The sequence below is a fragment of the Janthinobacterium svalbardense genome, from assembly GCF_002327145.1.
Lineage (GTDB): Bacteria > Pseudomonadota > Gammaproteobacteria > Burkholderiales > Burkholderiaceae_D > Janthinobacterium > Janthinobacterium tructae.
Genome location: NZ_CP023422.1, coordinates 2,239,944 through 2,261,764, shown reverse-complemented (window position 1 = coordinate 2,261,764; position 21,821 = coordinate 2,239,944). Strand labels below are relative to the sequence as shown.

Annotated in this window: 19 protein-coding genes; 11 read left to right on the top strand and 8 right to left on the bottom strand. The window is 62.3% G+C overall.

Going from position 1 to position 21,821, the window contains the following annotated elements; all coding sequences use genetic code 11:
• Positions 1-4 precede the first annotated feature (4 nt).
• Complete coding sequence (locus CNX70_RS10180; RefSeq protein WP_096234593.1) at positions 5-877, bottom strand: M90 family metallopeptidase; 873 nt, start codon at positions 875-877, stop codon at positions 5-7.
• Positions 878-1,113: 236 nt separating this feature from the next.
• A complete protein-coding gene (locus CNX70_RS10175; protein WP_226938940.1) occupies positions 1,114-1,614 on the bottom strand; it encodes a winged helix-turn-helix domain-containing protein in 501 nt (166 codons plus the stop codon).
• Positions 1,615-2,066: 452 nt separating this feature from the next.
• On the opposite strand from CNX70_RS10175, the gene CNX70_RS10170 reads away from it, so the two are divergent.
• Complete coding sequence (locus CNX70_RS10170; RefSeq protein WP_157750972.1) at positions 2,067-2,303, top strand: hypothetical protein; 237 nt, start codon at positions 2,067-2,069, stop codon at positions 2,301-2,303.
• Positions 2,304-2,358: 55 nt separating this feature from the next.
• Here CNX70_RS10170 and CNX70_RS10165 read toward each other — a convergent pair whose 3' ends face one another.
• Both CNX70_RS10165 and CNX70_RS28150 read right to left on the bottom strand, forming a co-directional pair.
• A complete protein-coding gene (locus tag CNX70_RS10165; protein WP_167389636.1) occupies positions 2,359-2,523 on the bottom strand; it encodes a hypothetical protein in 165 nt (54 codons plus the stop codon).
• A gap of 24 nt (positions 2,524-2,547) precedes the next feature.
• A complete protein-coding gene (locus CNX70_RS28150) occupies positions 2,548-2,685 on the bottom strand; it encodes a hypothetical protein (protein ID WP_157750971.1) in 138 nt (45 codons plus the stop codon).
• Here CNX70_RS28150 and CNX70_RS10160 point away from each other — a divergent pair.
• The 8 genes from CNX70_RS10160 (at position 2,684) to CNX70_RS10125 (ending at position 10,158) form a co-directional block, all read left to right on the top strand.
• Positions 2,684-3,685: an ABC transporter substrate-binding protein gene (locus CNX70_RS10160; RefSeq protein WP_096234590.1), complete on the top strand. Its 1,002-nt coding sequence runs from the start codon at positions 2,684-2,686 to the stop codon at positions 3,683-3,685. The genes CNX70_RS28150 and CNX70_RS10160 overlap by 2 nt on opposite strands.
• A 27-nt stretch (positions 3,686-3,712) precedes the next feature.
• On the top strand, positions 3,713-4,522 hold the full coding sequence (locus tag CNX70_RS10155; protein ID WP_373629728.1) for an ABC transporter permease: 810 nt from the start codon (positions 3,713-3,715) through the stop codon (positions 4,520-4,522).
• Positions 4,523-4,533: 11 nt separating this feature from the next.
• Positions 4,534-5,325 carry an ABC transporter ATP-binding protein gene (locus CNX70_RS10150; RefSeq protein WP_071078632.1) on the top strand — a complete coding sequence of 264 codons (792 nt, stop codon included), beginning with the start codon at positions 4,534-4,536 and terminating at the stop codon, positions 5,323-5,325.
• A 107-nt stretch (positions 5,326-5,432) separates the two neighbouring features.
• Positions 5,433-7,328: a sensor histidine kinase gene (locus CNX70_RS10145; RefSeq protein WP_096234588.1), complete on the top strand. Its 1,896-nt coding sequence runs from the start codon at positions 5,433-5,435 to the stop codon at positions 7,326-7,328.
• Positions 7,328-8,674 (top strand): sigma-54-dependent transcriptional regulator, encoded by a 1,347-nt coding sequence (locus CNX70_RS10140; protein ID WP_096234587.1) that lies wholly within the window; start codon positions 7,328-7,330, stop codon positions 8,672-8,674. Before CNX70_RS10145 ends, CNX70_RS10140 begins: the two co-directional genes overlap by 1 nt.
• A 105-nt stretch (positions 8,675-8,779) precedes the next feature.
• Positions 8,780-9,097 carry a hypothetical protein gene (locus CNX70_RS10135; protein WP_096234586.1) on the top strand — a complete coding sequence of 106 codons (318 nt, stop codon included), beginning with the start codon at positions 8,780-8,782 and terminating at the stop codon, positions 9,095-9,097.
• 75 nt (positions 9,098-9,172) lie between these two features.
• The gene (locus CNX70_RS10130) at positions 9,173-9,853 is read left to right on the top strand and encodes a hypothetical protein (protein ID WP_157750970.1); all 681 of its coding nucleotides are present in this window, start codon (positions 9,173-9,175) and stop codon (positions 9,851-9,853) included.
• A 56-nt stretch (positions 9,854-9,909) separates the two neighbouring features.
• The gene (locus CNX70_RS10125) at positions 9,910-10,158 is read left to right on the top strand and encodes a hypothetical protein (RefSeq protein ID WP_096234584.1); all 249 of its coding nucleotides are present in this window, start codon (positions 9,910-9,912) and stop codon (positions 10,156-10,158) included.
• Here the strand turns inward: CNX70_RS10125 and pbpC are convergent.
• The 3 genes from pbpC to CNX70_RS28840 form a co-directional block, all read right to left on the bottom strand.
• Complete coding sequence (pbpC, locus tag CNX70_RS10120; RefSeq protein WP_096234583.1) at positions 10,155-12,239, bottom strand: penicillin-binding protein 1C; 2,085 nt, start codon at positions 12,237-12,239, stop codon at positions 10,155-10,157. The genes CNX70_RS10125 and pbpC overlap by 4 nt on opposite strands.
• 17 nt (positions 12,240-12,256) lie before the next feature.
• Positions 12,257-16,576, bottom strand: a complete 4,320-nt coding sequence (locus tag CNX70_RS10115) for an alpha-2-macroglobulin family protein (protein WP_244199171.1) — start codon at positions 16,574-16,576, stop codon at positions 12,257-12,259.
• A gap of 821 nt (positions 16,577-17,397) precedes the next feature.
• Positions 17,398-18,000 (bottom strand): Ig-like domain-containing domain, encoded by a 603-nt coding sequence (locus tag CNX70_RS28840; RefSeq protein ID WP_244199101.1) that lies wholly within the window; start codon positions 17,998-18,000, stop codon positions 17,398-17,400.
• A gap of 471 nt (positions 18,001-18,471) precedes the next feature.
• On the opposite strand from CNX70_RS28840, the gene CNX70_RS10105 reads away from it, so the two are divergent.
• Positions 18,472-19,497, top strand: a complete 1,026-nt coding sequence (locus CNX70_RS10105) for an OmpA family protein (RefSeq protein WP_071078638.1) — start codon at positions 18,472-18,474, stop codon at positions 19,495-19,497.
• A gap of 70 nt (positions 19,498-19,567) precedes the next feature.
• Positions 19,568-20,515 (top strand): YihY/virulence factor BrkB family protein, encoded by a 948-nt coding sequence (locus CNX70_RS10100; RefSeq protein WP_096234581.1) that lies wholly within the window; start codon positions 19,568-19,570, stop codon positions 20,513-20,515.
• Positions 20,516-20,570: 55 nt separating this feature from the next.
• On the opposite strand, the gene CNX70_RS10095 is transcribed toward CNX70_RS10100, so the two are convergent.
• The gene (locus tag CNX70_RS10095) at positions 20,571-21,764 is read right to left on the bottom strand and encodes an AI-2E family transporter (protein WP_425269232.1); all 1,194 of its coding nucleotides are present in this window, start codon (positions 21,762-21,764) and stop codon (positions 20,571-20,573) included.
• Positions 21,765-21,821: the final 57 nt, after the last annotated feature.

Genomic DNA, 21,821 nt, shown 5'->3' with positions numbered 1-21,821 from the left:
GCGCTTACCAGTGCTGGGCAAAGTTGGGAAATGGCGAAGCCATGTGCTCGGGCTCGACCGGCGGCGCCATCCAGTCGCGCGGGTCGACCTTGTAGTACTGCAAGAATTGCGCGTACAGTTCTGCGTGGTGCTCAGCCATCTGGTACGGCTTTTCAAAGAAGGTTTCCGTGGCCACGGCAAAGAATTCGGCCGGATTCGTGGCGCCGTAATGGTCCATCACGCTGTGCTGCTGATAGATGGCGTCATGGCGCAGGTTATCGAAGTCACGCGACAGCACCGTGGCCCAGCTGCGGTAGCTCGACACGCTGGGCAGGTAAGGCGCGCCATTCGCGGCGCCCGATTCGCTGTCGAGCTGGTGGGCGAATTCATGCAGCACCACATTGTGGCCATCGGTCCAGTCGGCCGCGCCGCGCTGCACGTGGTCCCAGGCCAGCACCACGCGGCCGTCGCCCCAGGACTCGCCCAACAATCCGTTGGCCGATGGCGTGACCACACCACCCGGCCCCACTTCATTGCGCGTGACGATGAATTCCGTGGGATACACGAGGATGGTGTCGAGTTCCGGATACACCTGGGTCTGGCGATTCAGCAGCAGCAAACAGGCCTGGCCGGCGATGGTGTAGCGCATCTCGTCCGTGATCTCCAGGCCGCCGCAACCGACGAATTTCTTCTGGTACAGGAATTGCACGACGAGCCGGCGCAATTGTTCCTGCAGCGGCGCCGGCATATGCCGGTAGACGGGAATATTCTTTTCCAGCACGGCCAGGCCTTCTGGCGGCAAGGGCCTGGCCAGGGCCCGCTTCAAGCGCCAGCGGGGAAACCACAGCGACAAGACGATGGCGGCCGTGACGAGAGCGATCCATAGCAGCGGATTCATGTGGCGGCCTGCGTCAGGACAGCGAGGGCAATGAGGCCAAGAGAGACGGTGTAGGCAGACAAGGACAAGCTCCTTCGAATGAACCCGCAGCGGAACGGGCGGGCAGTCCAGCCCACATGGGGTTGATTAACATCTTTTCAATCCGCCAGGATCAAAGGGCTGGCGCCAACGCCAAAAGCCGGGACGTAACCCGGCTTTCATTACAAGCTCACACCGCCCGACAAAATCGTCGGGTGTTACTCGGCCGTTTTTTGCTGCGGCGCACCGAACAGGGCAGCGACGAGCGGATCGCGCGTCACGGGACCGCGGTTGACACGGATGGCGTAATGCGTGTCATCGGCCAGGATGTGGAAGTGGCGGCCGCTGCCTGCCATGCTTTGCTCGCGCAGGCCTGGACGGTCCTTGCGCGGTGGCGCGCCTTCGCGTTTCGGCTGGACGATGGCGGCCAGGAAGGCGCGCACGCGCTCAGGGTCTGGCGTCAACTGGTACACTGCCTTGCCCAGATAGGTGGCGGTGCCTTCGATGTAGCGGGCCAGTTCGATCACGCCCGCTTCGCGCAAGTCGCGGATGTATTTGCGCGCGCCCGATGGCGAAAACTTGAGGAACCAGGCGATTTCATCGGCCAGCATCTCGTGCAGCGACAATTCGCCGATCAGCTTTTGCATGTTTTCGATGCGGCGCAGAGTGGCCGACGTCGAGCGCACGCGCTCGATCGGTGCCATGGAAATGGGATTCATGCGTTCCGGGGGGATGGGTGCTGCGCGTTCTACCATTTGCGAGCCTTTTTCGGGGCTACGAAGTTCCTGGTGCGCTGCCTTTAATTCGCTCTTCACGTGAGACTGAGTCATTGCATGCATTTGAATACTCCTTTTAAACGATTGCCGGTAGCCCGGATTGTTAAGTTCTTGGCAATTTTTATACCAGAACACCACGAATCCTGAGCGTCTGGGCATAGAATGCCACCCTGCTCTTCCTTGGTCTGTGCGTTAACGAACATTAGGAACAAGAAAGTGAAAAATATTTCCTCGCTGAATTATTTCTGCAAAGCATCTGCATGCAGTGACATTTCTGCGCTCAAGGTGAAGTGGCGAACAGAAGCATCGGCACTCTTGCCATAAATTCAAGCTTCACGCGCGGCGCCCGCCGCCGCATCGCGATACGATACCTCGACTCTTGCAAAGGAATCATCATGAAAATACCTGCTCTGTTGGCCGCCGCCTTGCTCGTCACCCTGTCCGCCTGTAAAAAACCGGCAGATGCGCCACTGCCCGAAATGGCACCCAACCCCGCTTCCGCCCCGCAGGTGATGCCCGCCCCCGTCACGCCAGCGGCGCCGGAAGCCGGTCCAGGCCACGTCACGCCGCCCGCGCCGCTGACCGACCCAGCCACCGCACCGGCACTGCCGCCCGCCACCACGCCAAAATAAGGCCGCCAGACGGCGATCGATCCGGCGCCCGCGCCGCCCCTACTCCACGGGGGAGTTACGCGTTGCCAGCCTGTTTGCAACGCGTTTTTTTACGATTGGAGTCGGCCACGCCGTGAAGGTTCACCTGCATGCCGTCCCGCATGCGCCACGCCAGGAATGCGGCAATCCGCACAAGCTTTCCCTTCGGCGTGCGGAAAGACGGAATATCGATATTTCCCATTTTCGATAGAATCAAATTAAACCTTTATAAACAATCACTTGCAATAAACGCCAAAATGCGCTCCACTGGCACGGAAGATGCTTTTATATTTTCATAACCGCCATCAGAGCGGCAGCCTGACCCAATATAAAAACCATCTACCTTTTTTGGAGACAACAGCATGGCAAGCACCTTCCGTATCTCGTCCTTCCTGAACACCAAAGCTCTGGCCGTGGCCGTCGCACTGGCCGCGCAATTCCCGCTCGCCGTCCACGCGGCCGATCTGGTCCGACTGGGCAACCTGAAATTCGCCCATTACGGCGCTGTCGCCTACATGAAAGAAATCGCGCCGAAATACGACCTGAAAATCGAGGAACGCATCTTCGCCAAGGGGCTCGACATCGTGCCAGCGATGATCGCCGGCGAAATCGACGTCTCCGCCAGCGCGCTGGAAGCGGCCATCACGGGCCGCGCCACGGGCTTGCCCGTGTACCTGGTGGGCGGCTTCGCCAAGGGCGGCGTGCAAATCGTCGGGCGTCCCGACCTGAACATCAAGGGCATTGCCGACCTGAAAGGCAAGAAAGTCGGCGTCACGCGCGGCGGCCCGCAGGAAATCCTGCTGTTTGCCGAACTCTCCAAGGCCAAGCTGACCTGGTCCGACAAGCCGGGCAAGGACGTGCAGATCCTGTACATGGGCTATCCTGACCTGAACCAGGCTCTCTTGACCCGCGACATCGACGCCATGAGCCAGTCCGAGCCTTACTCCACGCAGGCGATCCACAAGAAATACGGTTCGGCCATCCTCAAGCCGTATGACACGCCGCTGGGCGAGCCCGTGCGCGCCCTCGTGATGACGGAAAAAATGTACAAGGAAAAGCCGGCCGTGGCCCAGCGCTTCATGGATTGCTTCGTCGCCGCCACCCGGGCGTTTTTGGCCGACCCGAAACTGGCGGAAAAATACGTGCGCGAATCGATGTTCAAGAACCAGATCACGTCCGAGGATTACCGCGATGCCATCGACAACGCCATCTTCACGGAAGACATTACGCAGAGCCACGTGCAGCTGACCACCGACTACATGGTGAAATTCGGCGTGGGCCGCATGGCCAAGCCGCCTGCCGCCCAGGACTGGGTCAAGCTGGACCTGCTGGAAAAAGCCAAGAAAACCTACGCTCCACGCTAATCTGAAAGTGTCACGATGAATATTCAAATGATGAAACGCTTCGCGCACGGTGCCATCGTGCCCGTGGTCGTGCTGCTGTTCTGGCAGGCGCTGTCCACGTTCGGCTGGATCAACCCGCAAATCCTGCCCTCGCCCGTGGCCGTGGTGGTGAAATGGTATGAATACCTGATCCCCATGCAAGCGTACACGCCCGAAGCGGGCAACTACCTGGTGTGGATGTTCTCCGGCGAACTGCCGCACGACGCCTGGGCCAGCCTGTCGCGCGTGCTGGGCGGCTTCGCCATCGGCGCCGGCCTGGCCTTGCCGCTGGGCTTGCTGATGGGTACCAACAAGACCATCTATAAACTGTTCGACCCGCTGGTGCAGGTGCTGCGCCCGATTCCGCCGATCGCCTACATCCCGCTGGCGATCTTGTGGTTCGGCCTGGGCAACCCGCCCGCCTTCTTCCTGATCAGCATCGGTTCCTTCTTCCCCGTGCTGATGAATACCATCGCCGGCGTGCGCCAGGTCGACGGTATCTACATCCGCGCCGCGCGTAACCTGGGCGCCAGCCAGATGACGATGTTTCGCCGCGTCATCCTGCCAGCGGCCACGCCGTATATTCTGGCCGGCGCGCGCATCGGCATGGGCACGGCCTTCATCGTCGTGATCGTGGCCGAAATGATCGCCGTCAACAGCGGCCTGGGTTTTCGTATCCTGGAAGCGCGCGAGTACTTCTGGTCCGACAAGATTATCGCCGGCATGTTTACCATCGGCCTGTTCGGCCTGGCCATCGATATGGCCATGAATGCCCTGAATAATCATTTGCTGCAGTGGCACCGCGGCCTGGAACACTGAGAGGAACGGCCATGACCACGATCACTATCAATGCAGTCAATAAAATCTTCACCACGGGCGGCGCCGACGTCATTGCCCTGAAGGATATCAACCTGGAAATCGCCAGCGGCGAGTTCATCTGCCTGCTGGGGCCGTCCGGCTGCGGCAAGTCGACCCTGCTCAATGCCATCGCAGGCTTCTCACAGCCGACTTCCGGCCAGATCCTGGCCGGCGGCAAACTGATCACCGAACCCGGCCCCGACCGCGGCATGGTGTTCCAGGAATACGCGCTGTTCCCGTGGATGAGCATCGAGAGTAATATCGCTTTCGGCCTGGAAATCGCCGGCAAGACGCCGGCTGAAATCCGCGAACGCGTCGACATGCTGCTGAGCATGCTGGGCTTGACGGAATTCCGTGCCCGCTACCCGAAAGACTTATCGGGCGGCATGCGCCAGCGCGTGGCCATCGCCCGCGTGCTGGCCCTCGATTCGCCCATCATGCTGATGGATGAACCGTTCGGCGCGCTGGATGCCTTGACGCGGCGCAACCTGCAAGATGAATTGCTGAAAATCTGGAAAGTCTTCGGCACCACCATCGTTTTTGTGACGCACTCGATCGAGGAATCGATCTACCTGGCCGACCGCACCATCGTCATGACCTACCGTCCCGGCACCATCAAGCGCGACGTGGCCATCGACCTGCCCCGCCCGCGCGATCCGAGCGACCCCGAGTTCAACCGCCTCAAGCGCATGCTGGGCGAGATGGTGATGGAAGAGCAGCAGCGTCATCACAATGCGGAAACGATGGCGAGTACGGCAGATTAGTCGTTGTGCGACCATACCCCAAAGCAAGTGCCGGGGTCGGACCTTAAGGTCCGACCCCAGTCCTTCGCTTTGGGGTTACATCTGAACAAACAAACACACGGAGCACCATGGCACTCGGCAAATGGCCCTTGAGACCCGCGCTCGCCCCCCTGCTGGCCGTGGGCTCGCTGGTCCTGCTGACGTGGGCGTCGTATGCCTGGGTCAAGCAGCGCCAGCTCGATGAATTGCACCGCACGCTCGATTCGCGCGCGGAACTGTATGCAGCGTCCATCGGCGGCGCTCTCAACAAATACGAATTCCTGCCCCTGGCCGTGGCCCAGAGCGATGCCGTGGCGCAATTGCTGGAACAGCCCAGCGCCGACAGAGTCACGCAGATCAACGCCTACCTGGTCGACATGAACCGCCGCGCAGGCGCCTTTGCCGTCTACGTGCTCGACGACAAGGGCACGACCCTGGCATCGAGCAACTGGCAAGACCGCAGCTCCTACGTGGGCGTCAACTACGGCTTCCGTCCCTATTTCAAGAACGCCATCGCAGGCGGCATCGGCCGCTTCTACGGCATCGGCTTCTCCACCTTCGAAGCCGGCTATTTCATTTCCCAGCCCGTGCAGCGCGACGGGCGCATCATCGGCATCGTCGCCGCCAAGGTCAACCTGGACTGGATCGAGCAATCGTGGCGCACGCCCGGTGCGGGCGAACAGATCTGGGTCAAGGATGCGAATGGCGTGATCATCCTGGCCACCACACCCGCCTTCAAGTTCAAGACCCTGGCACCCCTGTCGCCGGCCGCGAAGAACGATATCAGCGCGCAGCGACAGTTCCTGCAGGAAAACCTGCCCATCCTGCCGCACAAGGTGCTGCGCCAGTTCGCCGACGGCGCCAGCGTCATGACCCTGGAGCGCCAGCAGTCGGGCGACACGCCGGCCCTGTCCGGCAACGCCGACAAGGTGGACTATCTGGCCGTGAACCGCGCGCTGGGCCCGCTGCAATGGCAAATCACCGTGCTGGCCGAACTCGACCAGGTGAACGAGGCGGCGCGCAACGCAGCCATGGCCGCCGCGCTGGGCTGGGCCTTGCTGCTGCTGGCCCTGATGTATGCGCGCCAGCGCCGGCGCCGCATCGCTGACAAACTCAATGCGCAACAAACCCTGGCGCGCGCCTATGAACAGCTGGAAATCAAGGTCGAGCAGCGCACGGCCGACCTGGTGCACGCGAATGGCCGGCTGCAGGCGGAAGTGGCCGAACGCGAGCGCGCCGAGCAAACCTTGCGCTATGCCCAGGCGGAACTGGTGCAAAGCGGCAAGCTGGCGGCCATCGGCCAGATGGCGGCCGGCGTCACGCACGAACTGAACCAGCCGCTGGCCGCCCTGCAGACGTTTTCCGACAATGCCAAGGTGTTTCTGGCACGCGGCCGCATCGACGATGCACTGGACAACCTGTCCACCATTTCCGACCTCGTCAAGCGTCTCGGCTATGTCACCTCGCAACTGAAAGGCTTTGCGCGGCGCAGCGACGATGCCCGCAAACCCGTCAGCGTGCGCCAGGCGTTTGCGCAAACCATGCTGCAAATCCGCACGCGCAAGCATTCGCAACGCCTGACCCTGCATGAAAGCTGGCTGGAGGACGACATCATCGTGCTGTGCAACGCCATCGGCCTGGAACAGGTGTTTACCAACCTGATCACCAACGCCATGGATGCCGTGCCGGAAAGCGAGCCCGTGCAGATATGGTTCCAGGTGCGCCGCGAAGGCGGCCTTGCTGTGCTGCATATCACCGATAATGGCCCCGGCATCCCGCTGGCCTCGCTCGACAAGATCTTCGATCCCTTCTATACCACCAAGGAACACGGGCTGGGCTTGGGATTGTCGATCAGCGCAGGCATACTGCGCGCGGCCGGCAGCGCACTGGCCGTGCGCAACCGCAGCGCGCAGGAAGGGGGCGGCGCACAATTTACCATCACCCTGAGCTGCGACCCGGGGGATAGAGACGAAGGAAACATCTGATGCACGAGAATAATTTTGAAGGCATGCAAGTGCTGCTGGTGGAAGACGATGCCGTCGTGCGCAAGGGCGCCCGGCAATCGCTGGAACTGGCAGGACTGCAAGTGACGGCCGTCGCCACGGCCGAGGAAGCGCTGCCCTGGCTGGTGCCCGAATTTGCGGGCATTTTATTGAGCGATATCAAGCTGCCCGGCATGGATGGCTTGAAACTGCTCGATATCGCCGTGGCGCAGGATGCCAGCCTGCCCGTGATCCTCGTCACGGGCCACGGCGACGTGTCGATGGCCGTGGGCGCCATGCGCCGTGGCGCCTACGATTTCATCGAAAAGCCGTTTTCCGCCGACCTGCTGGTGGAAGTGTGCCGCCGCGCCCTGGATAAACGCCACCTGGTGCTGGAAAACATGAACTTGCGCCGCCAGCTCGAACAGCGGGTCGGCATCGAAGCGCGCATTGTGGGCCGCAGCGCGGCCATGGCCAAGGTGCGCCAGCTGGTGCTGAACCTGGCGCCGAAGTCGGCCGACATCATCATCCTCGGTGAAACGGGAACCGGAAAAGAACTGATTGCACGCTGCCTGCACGACTTCAGCGAGCGGCGCGACCACCCGTTCGTGGCCATCAATTGCGGCGCCCTGCCCGAATCGATCTTCGAGTCGGAACTGTTCGGCCACGAGGAAGGCGCATTTACAGGTGCGCAGCGCCAGCGCATCGGCAAGATCGAATACGCCAACGGCGGCACCCTGTTCCTCGATGAAATAGAAAGCATGCCGCTGGCCCTGCAAGTCAAACTGCTGCGCGTGCTGCAGGAACGGCAAGTGGAGCGCCTCGGATCGAACAAATTGATATCCGTGAATTTCCGCGTCATCGCCGCCGCCAAGGAAGATTTGAGCGTGCTGGCCGAACAGGGGAAATTCCGGCCCGATCTGTATTACCGCCTGAACGTGGCCAGCCTCACCCTGCCCGCCCTGCGCAACCGGCGCGAGGATATCCCGCTGCTGTTCGAGTTTTTCGTGCTGCAGGCGGCGCTGCGCTATGGCCAGCCGGCCGCCCTCGTCAGCGGCGAACTGATCGCCTCCCTGATGGCGCAGCGCTGGGCCGGCAACGTGCGCGAGCTGCACAATGTGGCCGACCGTTTCGTGCTGGGCTTGCTCGACGACACGCTGAGTCCGGCCGGCTGCCGCGAAGCCTCGCTGGCCGAGCAAGTCGACACTTTCGAAATCTCCATCATCGAGGAAGCCTTGCGCCGCCACAATGGCAACGTCATCGAGGCGGCGGCTGCCTTGAATATCCCGAAGAAAACCCTGTACGACAAGCTCAAGCGATTTGATATCTCGACGGAACAATTCCGTTGATCTGAAGCAAATGGCCGACACAGCCATGCGGTGGCGTCCTACCCGTGCGGGCGGCCTCCTGTGTGAGAATGCCAGCTCACATCAACACTTGCACAGGACACTGCCATGAAGACCGCCGCTCTCTTGCTGGCCGCCACCCTGATGACCGTCGGCGGCGCCTGGGTGCAAGCCCAGTCGACGACGAATGTCAACCAGACGGGCAACCACACCAACAATCCAAATGATCCGGGCCAGAAATCGGACCAGTCCGACAAACTCGACAACAAGGGCAAGCTGGTGCACGACGCCAAGCCCGCCAAGGCGCGCACGGACAAGCGCACACGGCGCGGCAAGCCCGTGGCCACGCCGGACACCCCGGACACCCCGGCTGCCAGCGCAGCGGCCACCTCGCCACCAGCGACGCCGGCAGCACCGGCCCGCTAAGTCGGCCTCCAGGGCTGCGCCACATTACTCCCAGGCAAGCTATCATCACATCCTTTAGAAATAGCAAGGATGACAATGAAAGCAGCATGGTGTGGAATGGTGGCGGCAGGCGTATTCGCGGCCGCAGGCGTACAGGCGGCGCCCACGGTGGGCGAGTGCATGGAACTGACGACGGGCATCAGGTTCAGCAAGAACAATGGCGACGCGCAAGTCAACGTCGAGGAAACCTTCGAGGGCAAGAAACTCAAGGGCATCCAATTGATACTCGAAGGCGGCGTCCTGCTGGCCACGTCCTACCAGGACATCCGCGACGGCCAGGTATTCCTGACGGGCATGGTCCATTACAACGAAGACGGCAGCGTGCGCAGCAAGAACGTCTACGCGGCGCAGTCGGCTATTCCCGCCACCATGCGCCCCGGCCAGGAAGTGCGCGTGCAGTTCACGGACACGCAAACGAGCACCCACTACCCGCTGGCTGGCCTGTCCGACAAGATCACCACCTCCACGCGCACGGATAAACGCGATTTCTCGATCACCTTCCTGGGCTGGGAACGCCTGGAACTGGGCGGGCGCCGCTTCCCCGACGCCTGCAAGTTCGAACTGCGCGACGTGGGTGGCAAGAGCAAAGGCAAAAGCGGCGAATACGTGTGGTACGCACAAGGTTACGGCGTGATCATGACGGACAAGCTGGACCAGGATGGCGACGTGCAGCCGGCGTATCGTATCGCGCTGACGAAAATCATCAGTGCGCCGTAAATACTTTTTGACAGTACTGCGCTAGAATCGGCACATACTCTTCTTATCAGGAAATCATGTCGCCGATCGAACGCAAATGGTGGTTCATGCTGCCCGTCATGACGGTCGCCGCCGTCGCTACCCTGTTCCTGCTCGACAGTGCCAACGTGCCAAACACGAATCCGTTCGCGCGCGGCCTGATTTTCGGCCTGTGCTTCACGTCGCTGCACCGCGGCCTGTCGTTCTGCATCTGGATGGGCTTGTTGTGGGGCGCGCCGGGGCTGGCGGACAGCAAGCTGACCGAGGGCACGGATCGCCCCGCCTAGTTCAGCGACGCCAGCGCATTGCCCCGCACCTGGAACGCCACCCGCGCCACCGTCTTGCCGGCATCATCGACGAGAGCCAGCGCGTGCTTGCCCGGCACGGGGCGCCAGCTGATGCTGTCAATAGCCGCGCCCATATCCTTGCCGTCGAGCACCCAGCGCAAGTCGCGGCTGCCCTGGGCCTGGAAAAACACGCGCTGCAGGGCGGGCGGAATGTCGGGGTCGATGGCGAGGATGCTGTCCTCGGCCGGATATACGATGGCGGGCGGCTTCACGGTGTCGCCCAGCACGGCGATGATGGGACTTTCCGTACCAAAGATAAACCATTCGCGGCGCGGCGCTTCCAGCGCGGGCTGGTACGCGACCATTTGCTGCAACACGCCGGGTGGCGCTTTCGGGGCATGGCTGGGAACGTTCTTGTGCAGGTAGTCCATCACGTCGCGCCACACGGGCGCGGCGCCCGTCACGCCCGACACGTCCCACATGGGCTTGCCGTCGAAGTTGCCCACCCACACGCCTACCGTGTAGCGCGCCGAGTAGCCCATGCACCAGTTGTCGCGCATGTCCTTGCTGGTGCCCGTCTTGACGGCGCTCCAGAAATTCGTCCCCAGCTCGTTGCGTAAACCAAAGGTCATGCTGCGCGCGGCGCGGTCAGCCAGGATATCACCGACGATGAAGGCGGCGCCCGGCTCCATCACGCGGCGCCGATCCTTGCCCGCCTGCCCCGGCTGCAGGCTGGCCGTGCTGTACAGCCCGCCATTCGCCAGCGCGCGGTAGGCGTTGGCCAGTTCCAGCAGGGTCACTTCCGATGAGCCCAGCGCCAGCGAGGGGCCGTAGTATTCGGCCGCTTCCGTCAGGCTGGACAGGCCCACGTCCTTCAGGCGGTTATAAAAACCGTCCTGTCCCGTGAGCAGCACCGTGCGCACGGCGGGAATATTGAGGGAACTGGCCAGGCTGGTGCGGGCGCTGACATAGCCCTTGAAATTGCGGTCGTAGTTTTGCGGCGCATACATGCCGGACGCCGTGGCGACGTCAAGCGGTGAGTCGTCCATGACGGAGGCGGCCGTCATCAGCCGGCGTTCGATGGCCAGTTCATATAAAAACGGTTTCAGGGTGGAACCGGCCTGGCGCAAGGCCGCCACGCCATCGACATGGCTGCCGCCCGCATTGCCGACATAGGCAAGAACTTCTCCGCTGCGGTTGTCGAGCACGATGATGGCGCCATCGTTGACATTGCGCTCGCGCAAGGACGCCAGTTGCTGGCGCAGATTTTTCTGCGCGAAACGCTGCAGGGGACCGTCGAGGGTGCTACGCACGGAGGCGCCCGATTGCTTGAGCAGCTGCTGCGCCACTTGCGGCGCCGGCGCGAGGTCGGCATACAGGGCCGTGCGCTGCAAGGCCGTCTGCACGCGCTGGCCGATCAGCTGGCAACTGCTGTCCATGCGCCACTCCTTCGCCAGCGCGCAGGCACGGCGCGTGACGGTAGCGGGCGGCGCATTTGGCGCGCGCACCAGGCTGGCCAAAATGATGCCATCGGTCTGGTTCAGGCCGGACGGCGCCTTGCCGAACAGGCTGTACGAGGCGGAGGCGATGCCTTGCAGCTCGCCGCGAAACGACACCAGGTTCAGATACGCTTCAAAAATCTGCGCCTTGCTCCAGCTATCCTCGATGGCTTGCGCCGCGCGCATCTGGTCCCATTTCTGGCGCAGGCTGCGCCCGCCCGCTTGCGCCTGCAAGTCGGCGTCCAGCTGGCCCGCCAGCTGCATGGTGATGGTCGAGGCGCCCCGGGGCTTTTTCGAAAACAGATTGTCCCAGGCGGCCGTGGCCAGCGCGGACACATCCACGCCGCCATGGCGCATGAAGCGCTGGTCTTCTGCCAGCAGCACGGCTTGCTGCACGGCGGGAGAGATGTCGGCCAGCGGCACCCACGCCAAGCGGCGCACCTTCATGTCCACGCGTAACGATTGCAGGGGCGCGCCGCTGCGGTCCAGCAACTGCGCTTCCGAACTGCGGTAGGCGGCTTGCACCTGGGCCGGCGTCAATATCGCTTCAGCGAAGACCGGGCCGGCCAGCAGGCAGCCCATCAGTAAAGCAAACCCCTTCACTGCGCCACCTTCATATTCGCGTTCGGCGACTCGCCAAACATCTCGGGCGAATACATGGCTTCGATGCGCGTGGCCGGCAGGCTGAAGTCACCGGCATTGTTCAGGCGCACCGTATATTCCACGCTCCACGTACCTTTTGGCACAAACGCGTAATACGCGCGGAAAGCATCAAACGCCCGTTCTTCGAACGTGGGCCAGACCCAGCCCGTGGATTTTTCACCGGCCGTCAGCAGCTGAGAATCGCGGCCCAGGCCATTGCCCAGCACCGTAGCGCTGGCGGGAATCGGATCATCGACCACCACCCAGCTCATGTCCGCCTGCGCCGACAGATCCAGGCGCACGCGGTAGACATCGCCGCGCGACCAGTGGCCTGTGGTTTTCTGTTCCACGGGCGTAATGGTTTTCTTGATCGTGTAACCGCTGGAGACGGGCGCCTTGAGCGGAATGGCCGCCAGGCTTTGCACGGTGGCCCACGGTTTACCGGTGCCGCTGTGCGCCAGGCCCAGGCTGTCCGTGCCCTTCGGCCACGCCTGCAGCACGGGTCCCACTTTCGCCGCGCCATTCCACACGAGCGCTTGCGTATCGCCGCCCAGCTTGACGGCGCTGGCGCCCGTCACTGGCGTGGATTCGAACTTGGCCGAGAATTTACTGATGGCCAGGGTGCCCCAGGCGTTGGCTACCGTGGTATCCCAGCGGCCCTTCTTCTGGCGTCCCATGCTGCCGCGCACCAGGCGGCCGATGTCATCTTTCCACGCCGGGTCATCCATCACGGCCAGCAACAAGCGGTTGGCGTTGACGTCGCCGGACACCATCAGCCACCACCAGTTATCCTTGCGCTCGGTGGAAAAGCCCATGGTCGTGCCCTGGAAGTTCAAACGGCTGCGCAGAATCTGCTGTGCCTCGGCCAGCAGCGCATCGCGGTGCGCCAGGCTGGGCGTACGTTGCAGCAACAAGCTCCAGTCGATAACGGCGGACGTGGGCCACAGGTTCGGGCTGATGCTGATGCTTTCCAGCGCATCGGGCGGCACTTTATTGGAGCGTGACAGCGCTTCCAGCGCAGCAAGTTTACGCACGGCCAGGTCGGTCGTGGCCAGCGCGGAACGGCGCACGATGCGGCCCTGTACGAAGGCCGTCAAGGCTGCTTCCATGCGGTTCTTCGTCTGTTCGGGAATCGCATAGCCCGCTTCTTTCGTTGCCGACAGCACGTAGGCCGTCAGGCTGTCGCTGCCCTGCTCCATGATGGGGAAGTATTTCAGCAGGCCGTCGCTGTCCAGATAGGCGGGCAAGCTGGCGGCCAGCTTGTTCCACGCCTCCTGGTCTTGCAGGGCGATGGCCTTCGACGTGTTCTGCTCGAAACAGGTGTACGGATACGCAGCCATGTACTCGCGCACGCCGGGCAGCTCGCCGCCCAGTTTGGCGACAAAGCTGGTCTGGATGCCGCCCCGGCCCGGCAAGGCGCCGGCCGGCATTTGCACGGACATATTGATGGGCTTGTCGATCTGCAGCAAGGTAGCCTGGTACGTGCGCACGGGCGTGGCCTGGCCCACTTTTTGCGTGATTTTGAGTTTATCGGTGTGGCTACCCGCCTTGGCGCTAATGTCCCACACGACCGTTTGCGCGCCGAGCGGCACCTGGTAATCCCAGCCCACTTCGCGCGCTTCGCCCGCCGCCAATGTCAAGCTCTGGCGCGGCAGCGCCTTGCCTGCCGCCGTGGCGTTCAGTTCCACGCTCAAGGAGGTGGCCGAGGTGTTGCGCACCGTAAAGCCCGCGCGCAACTGGTCGCCTTCGCGCACGAGGGTCGGCAAGCCCGACATCAAAATCAAGTCTTGCGAGCTGCGGATGTCCGTGCTGCCCGTGCCAAACAATTCCTTGCCGGCACTGGCAATGGCAACGATGCGGAACGCCGTCAAGGAATCGTTGAGCGGCACTTGCACCGTGGCTTCGCCCTTGGCGTCGAGCTTGACGGTGCCCTTCCAGAACAGCAAGGTGTCGAACAGTTCGCGGCTGGCACCCTTGCCGCCGCCACCGCCGGCCGGGAAGGCCTTGCGGCCGAAGTGGCGCTTGCCGATCACTTGCATCTGCGCCGTCGCCGTTTCCACCTGCAGGCTGCGCTGCGCCATCATGGCGTCGAGCAATTTCCAGCTATCGTTGGGCATGAGTTCCAATAGCCCCGTATCGACGGCCGCCAGCGCCACTTCGGCGCCCGCCGGCAAGGCTTTGCCGTCGGCGCGGCGCACGCGCACGGACACCTCCGCCTTGTCGCGCGTTTTATACACTTCCTTGTCGGACACCACCATCACGTTCAGCTCATGCGCCTGCCACCCCACGTTCAGCGGTGCGATGCCCATCTTGTAGGCCGGCTTGCCCAGGTCAACCAGGGCCGTCGGCTGCACGCCATCGACACGCCCCCGCACGACAAACACGGAGACATACACATTCGGCGCGTAATTCGCTTTGACCGGGATATTCACCACAGGTTCCCGGCCATTGAGCTGGCGCACATAGGTGTCGAGGATGCCTTCGCGCTCGACCGTGATCAGGGCCGTGCCCGCACGGAACGGCATGCGCACCTGCAAGCTCGCTTCCTGGCCCGGTTCATAGCGTTTCTTTTCCGGCAGCACGTCGATGCGGTCGTTGTCGCTGGCGTTGAACCACCAGTCGCCACTGCCGGCCACCCACGTTTCGCGGTTGGCGACGGCCGCGTTGCCGGACGCATCCTGCGTGCGGGCGCGCAACACCAGATTGCCGCTGGCGGGTGCCTTCACGTCGCAAATCAACAGGCCCTTGTTGTCCGTCTTGCCATTGCAGGCAGGACCGAGCTTGACCACTTCGCTGCTGTTTTCATACGCATAGAAGCCGCCGATCAGCCGGCGGCGGTGCGAGTAACTGTTGCGCTGGAAGAAATCGACGGCAACCGGGGCATCCGCCACGGGCTTGCCATTCGTGCCCAGCACGGCGACCGTGAACTTGAAGGCATCCTTGCTCAAGGCCCAGGCGTCGGGCTTGATGCCGATCACAACATTCGATGGCCACAGCGGCACGCGCGTGGCAACCGAGGCCGTCTCGCCATTTGCATCCTGGAAAGCCATTTCCGCCACCAGGTCGCGCGGCACGGACAGCTGCGGCAGCTGGTCGACGACGATGCGCGCGCCACCGGCCTTGTCCAGGGTCAAGCTTTGCGTGCGCGCGGCAGCCGCTCCGGCGCCAGAGGCGCCGCCACGGCCTTCGTCCTGCCACTCGCCCTCATCGTCGTCGTAGCCCGTGCCCTGCTTCACCAGGCCTTCCTTCACGTCGCCATTGCTGAAGCTGAAATCGGGATAATCGGCAAACGTCACGCTCTTGTCTTGCAGCACCGTGCGCAGCTTGACGGGCGCGTTGGTGGCCGCGCCGCCGGCCAGATACGTAATTTGCGCATCGAGGGCCAGCTGCTTCACCTGCACGGCGGGCGCTTTCGGCCCCTGCAGCATGGCTTTCATGGTCGGCACGCGGAACGCTTCCACGCGGAAACTGCCGGACGGGCGGCCCGCCATGGTCACGCTGTATTCGCCCTGCTTGGCGTCGGCGGGAATGACCCAGTCGTTTTCCGCCGTGCCGCCGGCCGTCCAGCGCAGGGGCAATTGATAGTTCTGGTCGCTGCCCTGGTGCGTGATGACGACGGAGGTGGCGCTGCCGGGGCCGTTATTTTTGTCGACCAGGCTCATGCCCTCGGCCGTGTGCTTGCGGATGAAATGCTTCATGTGCACGGTTTCGCCCGCGCGCAGCAGTGTGCGGTCGAATACCGTGGCCAGCAAAGTGTTGTCGGCGCGCGTGTCGTCCGTGGGTAAATTAAAACGCCAGGCTTCGATGCCACCCACCCAGTCCGACAGGGTGAACGTCATGTCGCCACCGCTGCGCGCACTGATAAAGTAGCCGCCATTGTTCTTGCAGCTGGATGCAGCCAGCTCGCCGGGAATGTGCGCCACGCCGTCCGCGCCCGTGGCGCCCTGCCACAGCAGCTTGCCGGCGCAGTCGCGCACGGCCACTTGCGCTTTCGCGACAGGCGCGCCCTTGTCCAGCGACGTCACCCACACGAGCGACGATTGCGCGCCATGCTTGAAGTGGGCCGCCAGATTCGTCACCAGCGCGGCCGTGCGGATGTAGGCGGTGGTCGGCTTGCCCAGCAGCACTTTGCCGAGGATGGGGCTGGCCAGCTCGACTACGTAGAAGCCCGGTTTCAGCAAAGGAATGCCGATCACTTCAAAGGTTTTCTTGCCATCGGGACGGGGCAGGCTGATGGGGCGCGTACCGGCGGCGCCGGCCAGCACGGATTTGCTCATGTTGCCCGCATACTGGGCGTACGGTTGCCAGTACTCGCCCCCGTCACCATTGCCGGCCAGGCGCTGCATCCACTCGATGATGAACTTGTCATCATTGTCGGGCACGCGCAAGGTGGCACCCGTGGCAGCAGCCGATGGCTGAGCGACTTCCTTGCCCGACAGCACAGGCTCGATATTGCGCACGGTCACGGGCAGCAAGCCGTCGCCCTTCGCTTCGATGATGCCGAACGGGGCCGGGAATTTCAGCAGCGGCGGCTGTTCACCCGTGCGCACCGTCATGGGAAAGCGCGCGCGATTGAGCAAGGCGCGGCCCGCGTCATCCGTCAGCTTCGGCGGCAGGTTCAGCACAAAACTGGCTTGCACGGGGAAGGGGCCGTTGAAGGTGGCGCCATACAGGAATTCCGCCTTTTCTTCGTCTTTTGCAATCGTCGGCGCATACGTCTTGCCGCCGCCCTTCAGGGTCATGGCGCGCACCTGCGCCGCGCTCACGGGCGCGGAAAATTGCACGCGCATGGGCAGGAAGGGGATGCACTGTTCCTTGGGATTGCTGCGTTCGCAGCTGAATTTGGCCGTGAAATCGGGCCGCGTCTTGAACTGCAGAGTTTGCGCCTTCTCCGTGGCGATGCCGCTGGCGCTGGCGATACCCTCGCCCCACACCAGCGAGACCTTGGCGTTGGCGGGGAAGCTGCGTTTGCATTGCAACACGGTGACGGGCAGCGGCGGCGCGCCCTTGCTGGCGACGGGCATGCCCACTTTCCAGAGCGTGCCCCGCTTCTTGAAGTAGACAGTCAGGTAGCGCTCGAGGAAGCTCTTGCGCAGGGTCAATACCTGCTCCAGTTCCTTGCCTTTGAACAGGCGTACGGGAATCTTTTCATTGATGCCATCGGCGCGGCAATACGCGTTCGCGGCCACGCTGGCCTCGTTCGGCGCAGCGTCCAGGCCCAGCACGAAGATCTGGTTTTCATCGATGTACGGCTGGCCGTCATACGGCACGGCCTCGACGATGGCCGGCCCCCCGTGGAAAAGCGGTACGACGCCGTCCCCTGCAAAGGCTTGCCGGCCAGGTCCTTCAACCCCGCTTTCAAGCTAAAACTGCAAGCCACGCCGGCCGGCAAGTCGCGCTCGAAATCATAATTCCAGTTGCGCTCGTCGGCCCAGCGCCCCGCACCCGCCACGACGCCAGGCTCGGCCTTGCCGCAATCGATGGCGAACGGCGCGGGCAAGCCCATGTCGCCGAACGGCACCATCGGCGTGGCGAACTGGGCCCGCACCTGGCGCACGGCCTTGACCGTGCCGCTGGGTGAAAACAGGGCCACGCCACTATCGGCCCAGGCCGGCATAGCCAGGCCCAGCGACAGCAGCAAATATAGCCGGCCCAGCTTGCCAGACAGCGGGGAAGAAACAACACGGGACAGGTCAGGCACGGGTGACTCCTTGATGAAAAGTGGCGGAGCTGGCTGCGGCGCGCAAAAGTTGCCTGGAGGAAGCCAGACAAGGCAAGCGAATGCGGCAGGAATACAACATCAATGTAATAGTAGTTATCAAGCTCATCATTGTTGCTAATATACAGTGGCATGCGGGTAAGAAGTCGTACGATTGCCTCGCGTCGCGGCGCCAGGAAATGGCCGTGATTGCAAAACTTTGCAGATGCAAATTAGTTTTTTTCAACACAAAAGTCTTTGTCGTGAATTTACAACATCATTGATATACCACAATGCTTTGTGCGCCAACGCACCGACCGCTTGAACCTGCAACCGTATTCTCTAGTCCAACAGCAGTGCATTTATCGCAAGAAAGCGCACCTGGAATTGTTGTCTATCTCTAGCAATAGCATGTCTGGCAGTTGTCGAATTGATGCAGCAGAGAAAATCTCTTATCAACGTTGGGAGTTACTTGTGAATAATCTAAAAAAAATCGCCGTTGCCGCCGCAGTACTGTGCTCCGCCCTCGGCGCACAGGCCCAGGAAATCAATCCCTCCTGGTACATTCAACCCAGCCTCAACGCACTCAAGCCAGATTCCGACTTTGCCACGGATAAAACCGGCTATGGCGCAGGCTTGCGTTTCGGTAAACCTGTTTCCCAGGACTGGGATATCCAGCTGGGCACCACGTATGCCCGCTCCAAGGATGGCCAACAGCGCTATCAGCAAAATACGCTGGGCGTAGACGGTCTGTACATGTTCTCGCGCAAAGCCTTCCGCCCCTTCCTGCTGGTGGGTGCCGGCATGCAGCGCGACAAGGACACCAGCTTCGCCTTCGGTGAACGCTCGAAGAGTTCGCCATACGCCAGCGTAGGTCTGGGTTTCCAGTCCACCATCAACGATCAATTGTCGTTCCAGGCTGACGTACGCAATGTGCACGGCTTCCTGCGCGGCAATACCTTCGACCCAAGCAGCAAGGCCAACAACTACTACGTCACCGTGGGCCTGAACTTCGCGTTCGACAAACCGCCTGCACCGCCGCCGCCACCGCCGCCGCCGCCAGTGCGCGAAGAAGTCGTCGTGGTCGTGCCGCCGCCACCACCGCCACCACCGCCACGCTTTGAAAAAGTGACGATGGCGGCAACGGAACTGTTCGCGTTCGACAGCGCCAAGCTGGGTCCGACACAGACCAAGCTCGACGAGATCGCCCGCGTGCTGAACGCAGCGCCGGACGTCAACAACGTCGTCATCAGTGGTTATGCCGACCGCATCGGTTCGCCCAAGTACAACCTGAAACTGTCACAGCAGCGCGCTGATGCAGTCAAGGAATACCTGGTCGCCCACGGTGTCGCCGCCAACCGCCTGACAGCCGAAGGCAAGGGCTCCACCAATCCTGTCGTCACCTGCGATAACAAGAAGCGTGCCGACCTGATCAAGTGCCTGGAACCAAACCGCCGCGTTGAAGTGGAACAAATCACCATCGAACGCCGCGTGCAGTAAACTCAACAGTGGTACGCCACTTGTGAATAAAAAAAGGGGCTCGCGCCCCTTTTTTGCATTGAAAGCCAGCATGAATTTTTCTACCCGTTATCCCAGACTGGCCGGCCTGGTGCCGTTCAGCAAGCAAATGCGCAGTGTCATCGTCTGTTCCGTCACCGAATGGCTGGAACACCGCGCCTCGAGCAAGGGCGCCGCCCTCGCCTATTACACCCTGTTTTCCATCGCCCCCATCCTCGTGCTGGTGATTGCCATCGCCGGCTTTTTCTATGGTCCGGCCGCCGCGCGCGGCGAGCTGATGGGGCAATTGCAAGGCTTGCTGGGCACGCAAGGCGCCGAAGCCATCCAGCTGGTGCTGGCCGGCGCGAAGAACCATGAGCAAGGGCGCATCGCCACCCTCATCGCCAGCGCCCTGCTGCTGTTTGGCGCCACCAGCGTGTTTGCCGAACTGAAGGCGAGCCTCGATGAAATCTGGCAAGTACCACCGCTGAAGGAAGCGGGTGCCTGGGACATGCTGCGCACGCGTTTGCTGTCCTTCGGCCTGGTGCTGGTACTGGCCTTCCTGCTGATGGTCTCGCTGGTGGTGAACGCCGCCATGGCCATTCTGGCCAACTTCTGGGAAGGCGTGTGGAAAGACACGGCCGTGCTGTTTACCATTTTGTCGAACCTGATCGGCTTTGCCGTCATCGCCAGCCTGTTTGCCGTCATCTATAAAATGCTGCCGCGCGTGCGCCTGTCCTGGCGCGACGTGCTGATCGGCGCCGTGGGCACGGCTTTCATGTTCTCACTGGGGAAGTATGCGATTGGCGTGTATATCGGCAATAGCGGCGTGGCCAGCAGTTATGGCGCGGCCGGTTCGCTGGTGGCCCTGCTGCTGTGGGTGTATTACTCGGCGCAAATCTTCTTCCTGGGCGCCGAATTCACGCGCCAGTTCGCCCTGCAGCTGGGCAGCATGAAGGATATGCCGAAGACGGAAGACGGCGATGTGCAAGTCAAGATATTGAAACGCCACCAGTCCTGAGCAGGCTGACGCATGTCAAAACGGCGCCTGCGGGCGCCGTTTGCATTTTAGACAACTACTCGCCCAACAGCTCGGCCACCACTTCCATGCCCTGCACGCGCTCGGCCACCACCTTCACCATGACGATGATGGGCACGCCCAGCAACAAGCCCCAGACGCCCCACAGCCAGCCCCAGAACAGCAGGCTGATGAAGACGGCCGTGGGATTCATGCGGGCGATGCGTCCCGTCATCCAGGTGGTGACAAAGGTGCCCACCAGGGTGGCGATGGCCATCGACGTGCCCGTCACCAGCAAGACCATTTGCAGCGATTCGAACTGTAAAAAGGCGACCAAGCCTGTGGCGATGGTGATGAGCAGCGGGCCAAAATACGGCATGATGTGCAGCAAGCCGGCCACGATGGCCCAGGCGCCCGCGTTTTCCAGGCCGATCACGCGCAGAGCGATCCACATCAGAACGGCCAGCAAGCCATTCGTGACGAGCAGCATGAACATATAGTTCTGGATCGAGGTATTGATGTCTTCCAGGATGTGCACGGTGACCTTCTTGCGGCTCAGCGACGGTCCCGTCAGCTTGACAAGCTTGCGCTTGAAGGTATTGCCCGACAGCAGCAGGAAAAACACGAGGAAGATGACCATGGTCGCCTGACTGAGAAAGCCCACCAGGCCCAGCGAACCGGCCCAGACCCAGTCCATGATCTTGAAGTTGGGCGCCTCGGCGGCGGCGCGGCGGTTGTTGCGGCGCGCTTCGGCGCCGGCGGCCACTTGCTCGATTGCATTGGCCACGGCCTGCATCTTCTGGAAGGTGCTGTTCTTGCCACCCGTGTTCTCGGCGATCAGCCGCGACAGTTTCTGTGTGGCGGCCGGCAACTCTTCCACGATGGATTCGAATTCGCCCTGCACGCGGTCGACCACGACGACGGAACCGAACAGTATCAGGGCCGTGACGATGGTGGTACCGATGGCGCGCGGCAGGCGCAGCTTTTCCAGCCAGGCGACGACAGGATTGAGGGTATAGGCAATGAAAATGCCGAAGATGACGGGAATGAGGAATTTCTGCGCCCATTGCAACGCATAGATGAAGCTGACGGTGGCGATAATGCCCAGGGCAAGGCCGCGCGCATTGACATGCAGCGGCAGACGCAAGGATGCGTCCAGGTGCTCCCCGGGCATGCCGGGAGGTGGCCCGGCAGGCTCGGCGGAGGCAGCCGCCACCGGCTCGGGCGGGGTATCTGTAGGCTGGATATGCATGCGATTCCCGCGACGGTCGGTGGAGGGCCGCAGAGCCAGCCGTGGGGCTGGGCCTGC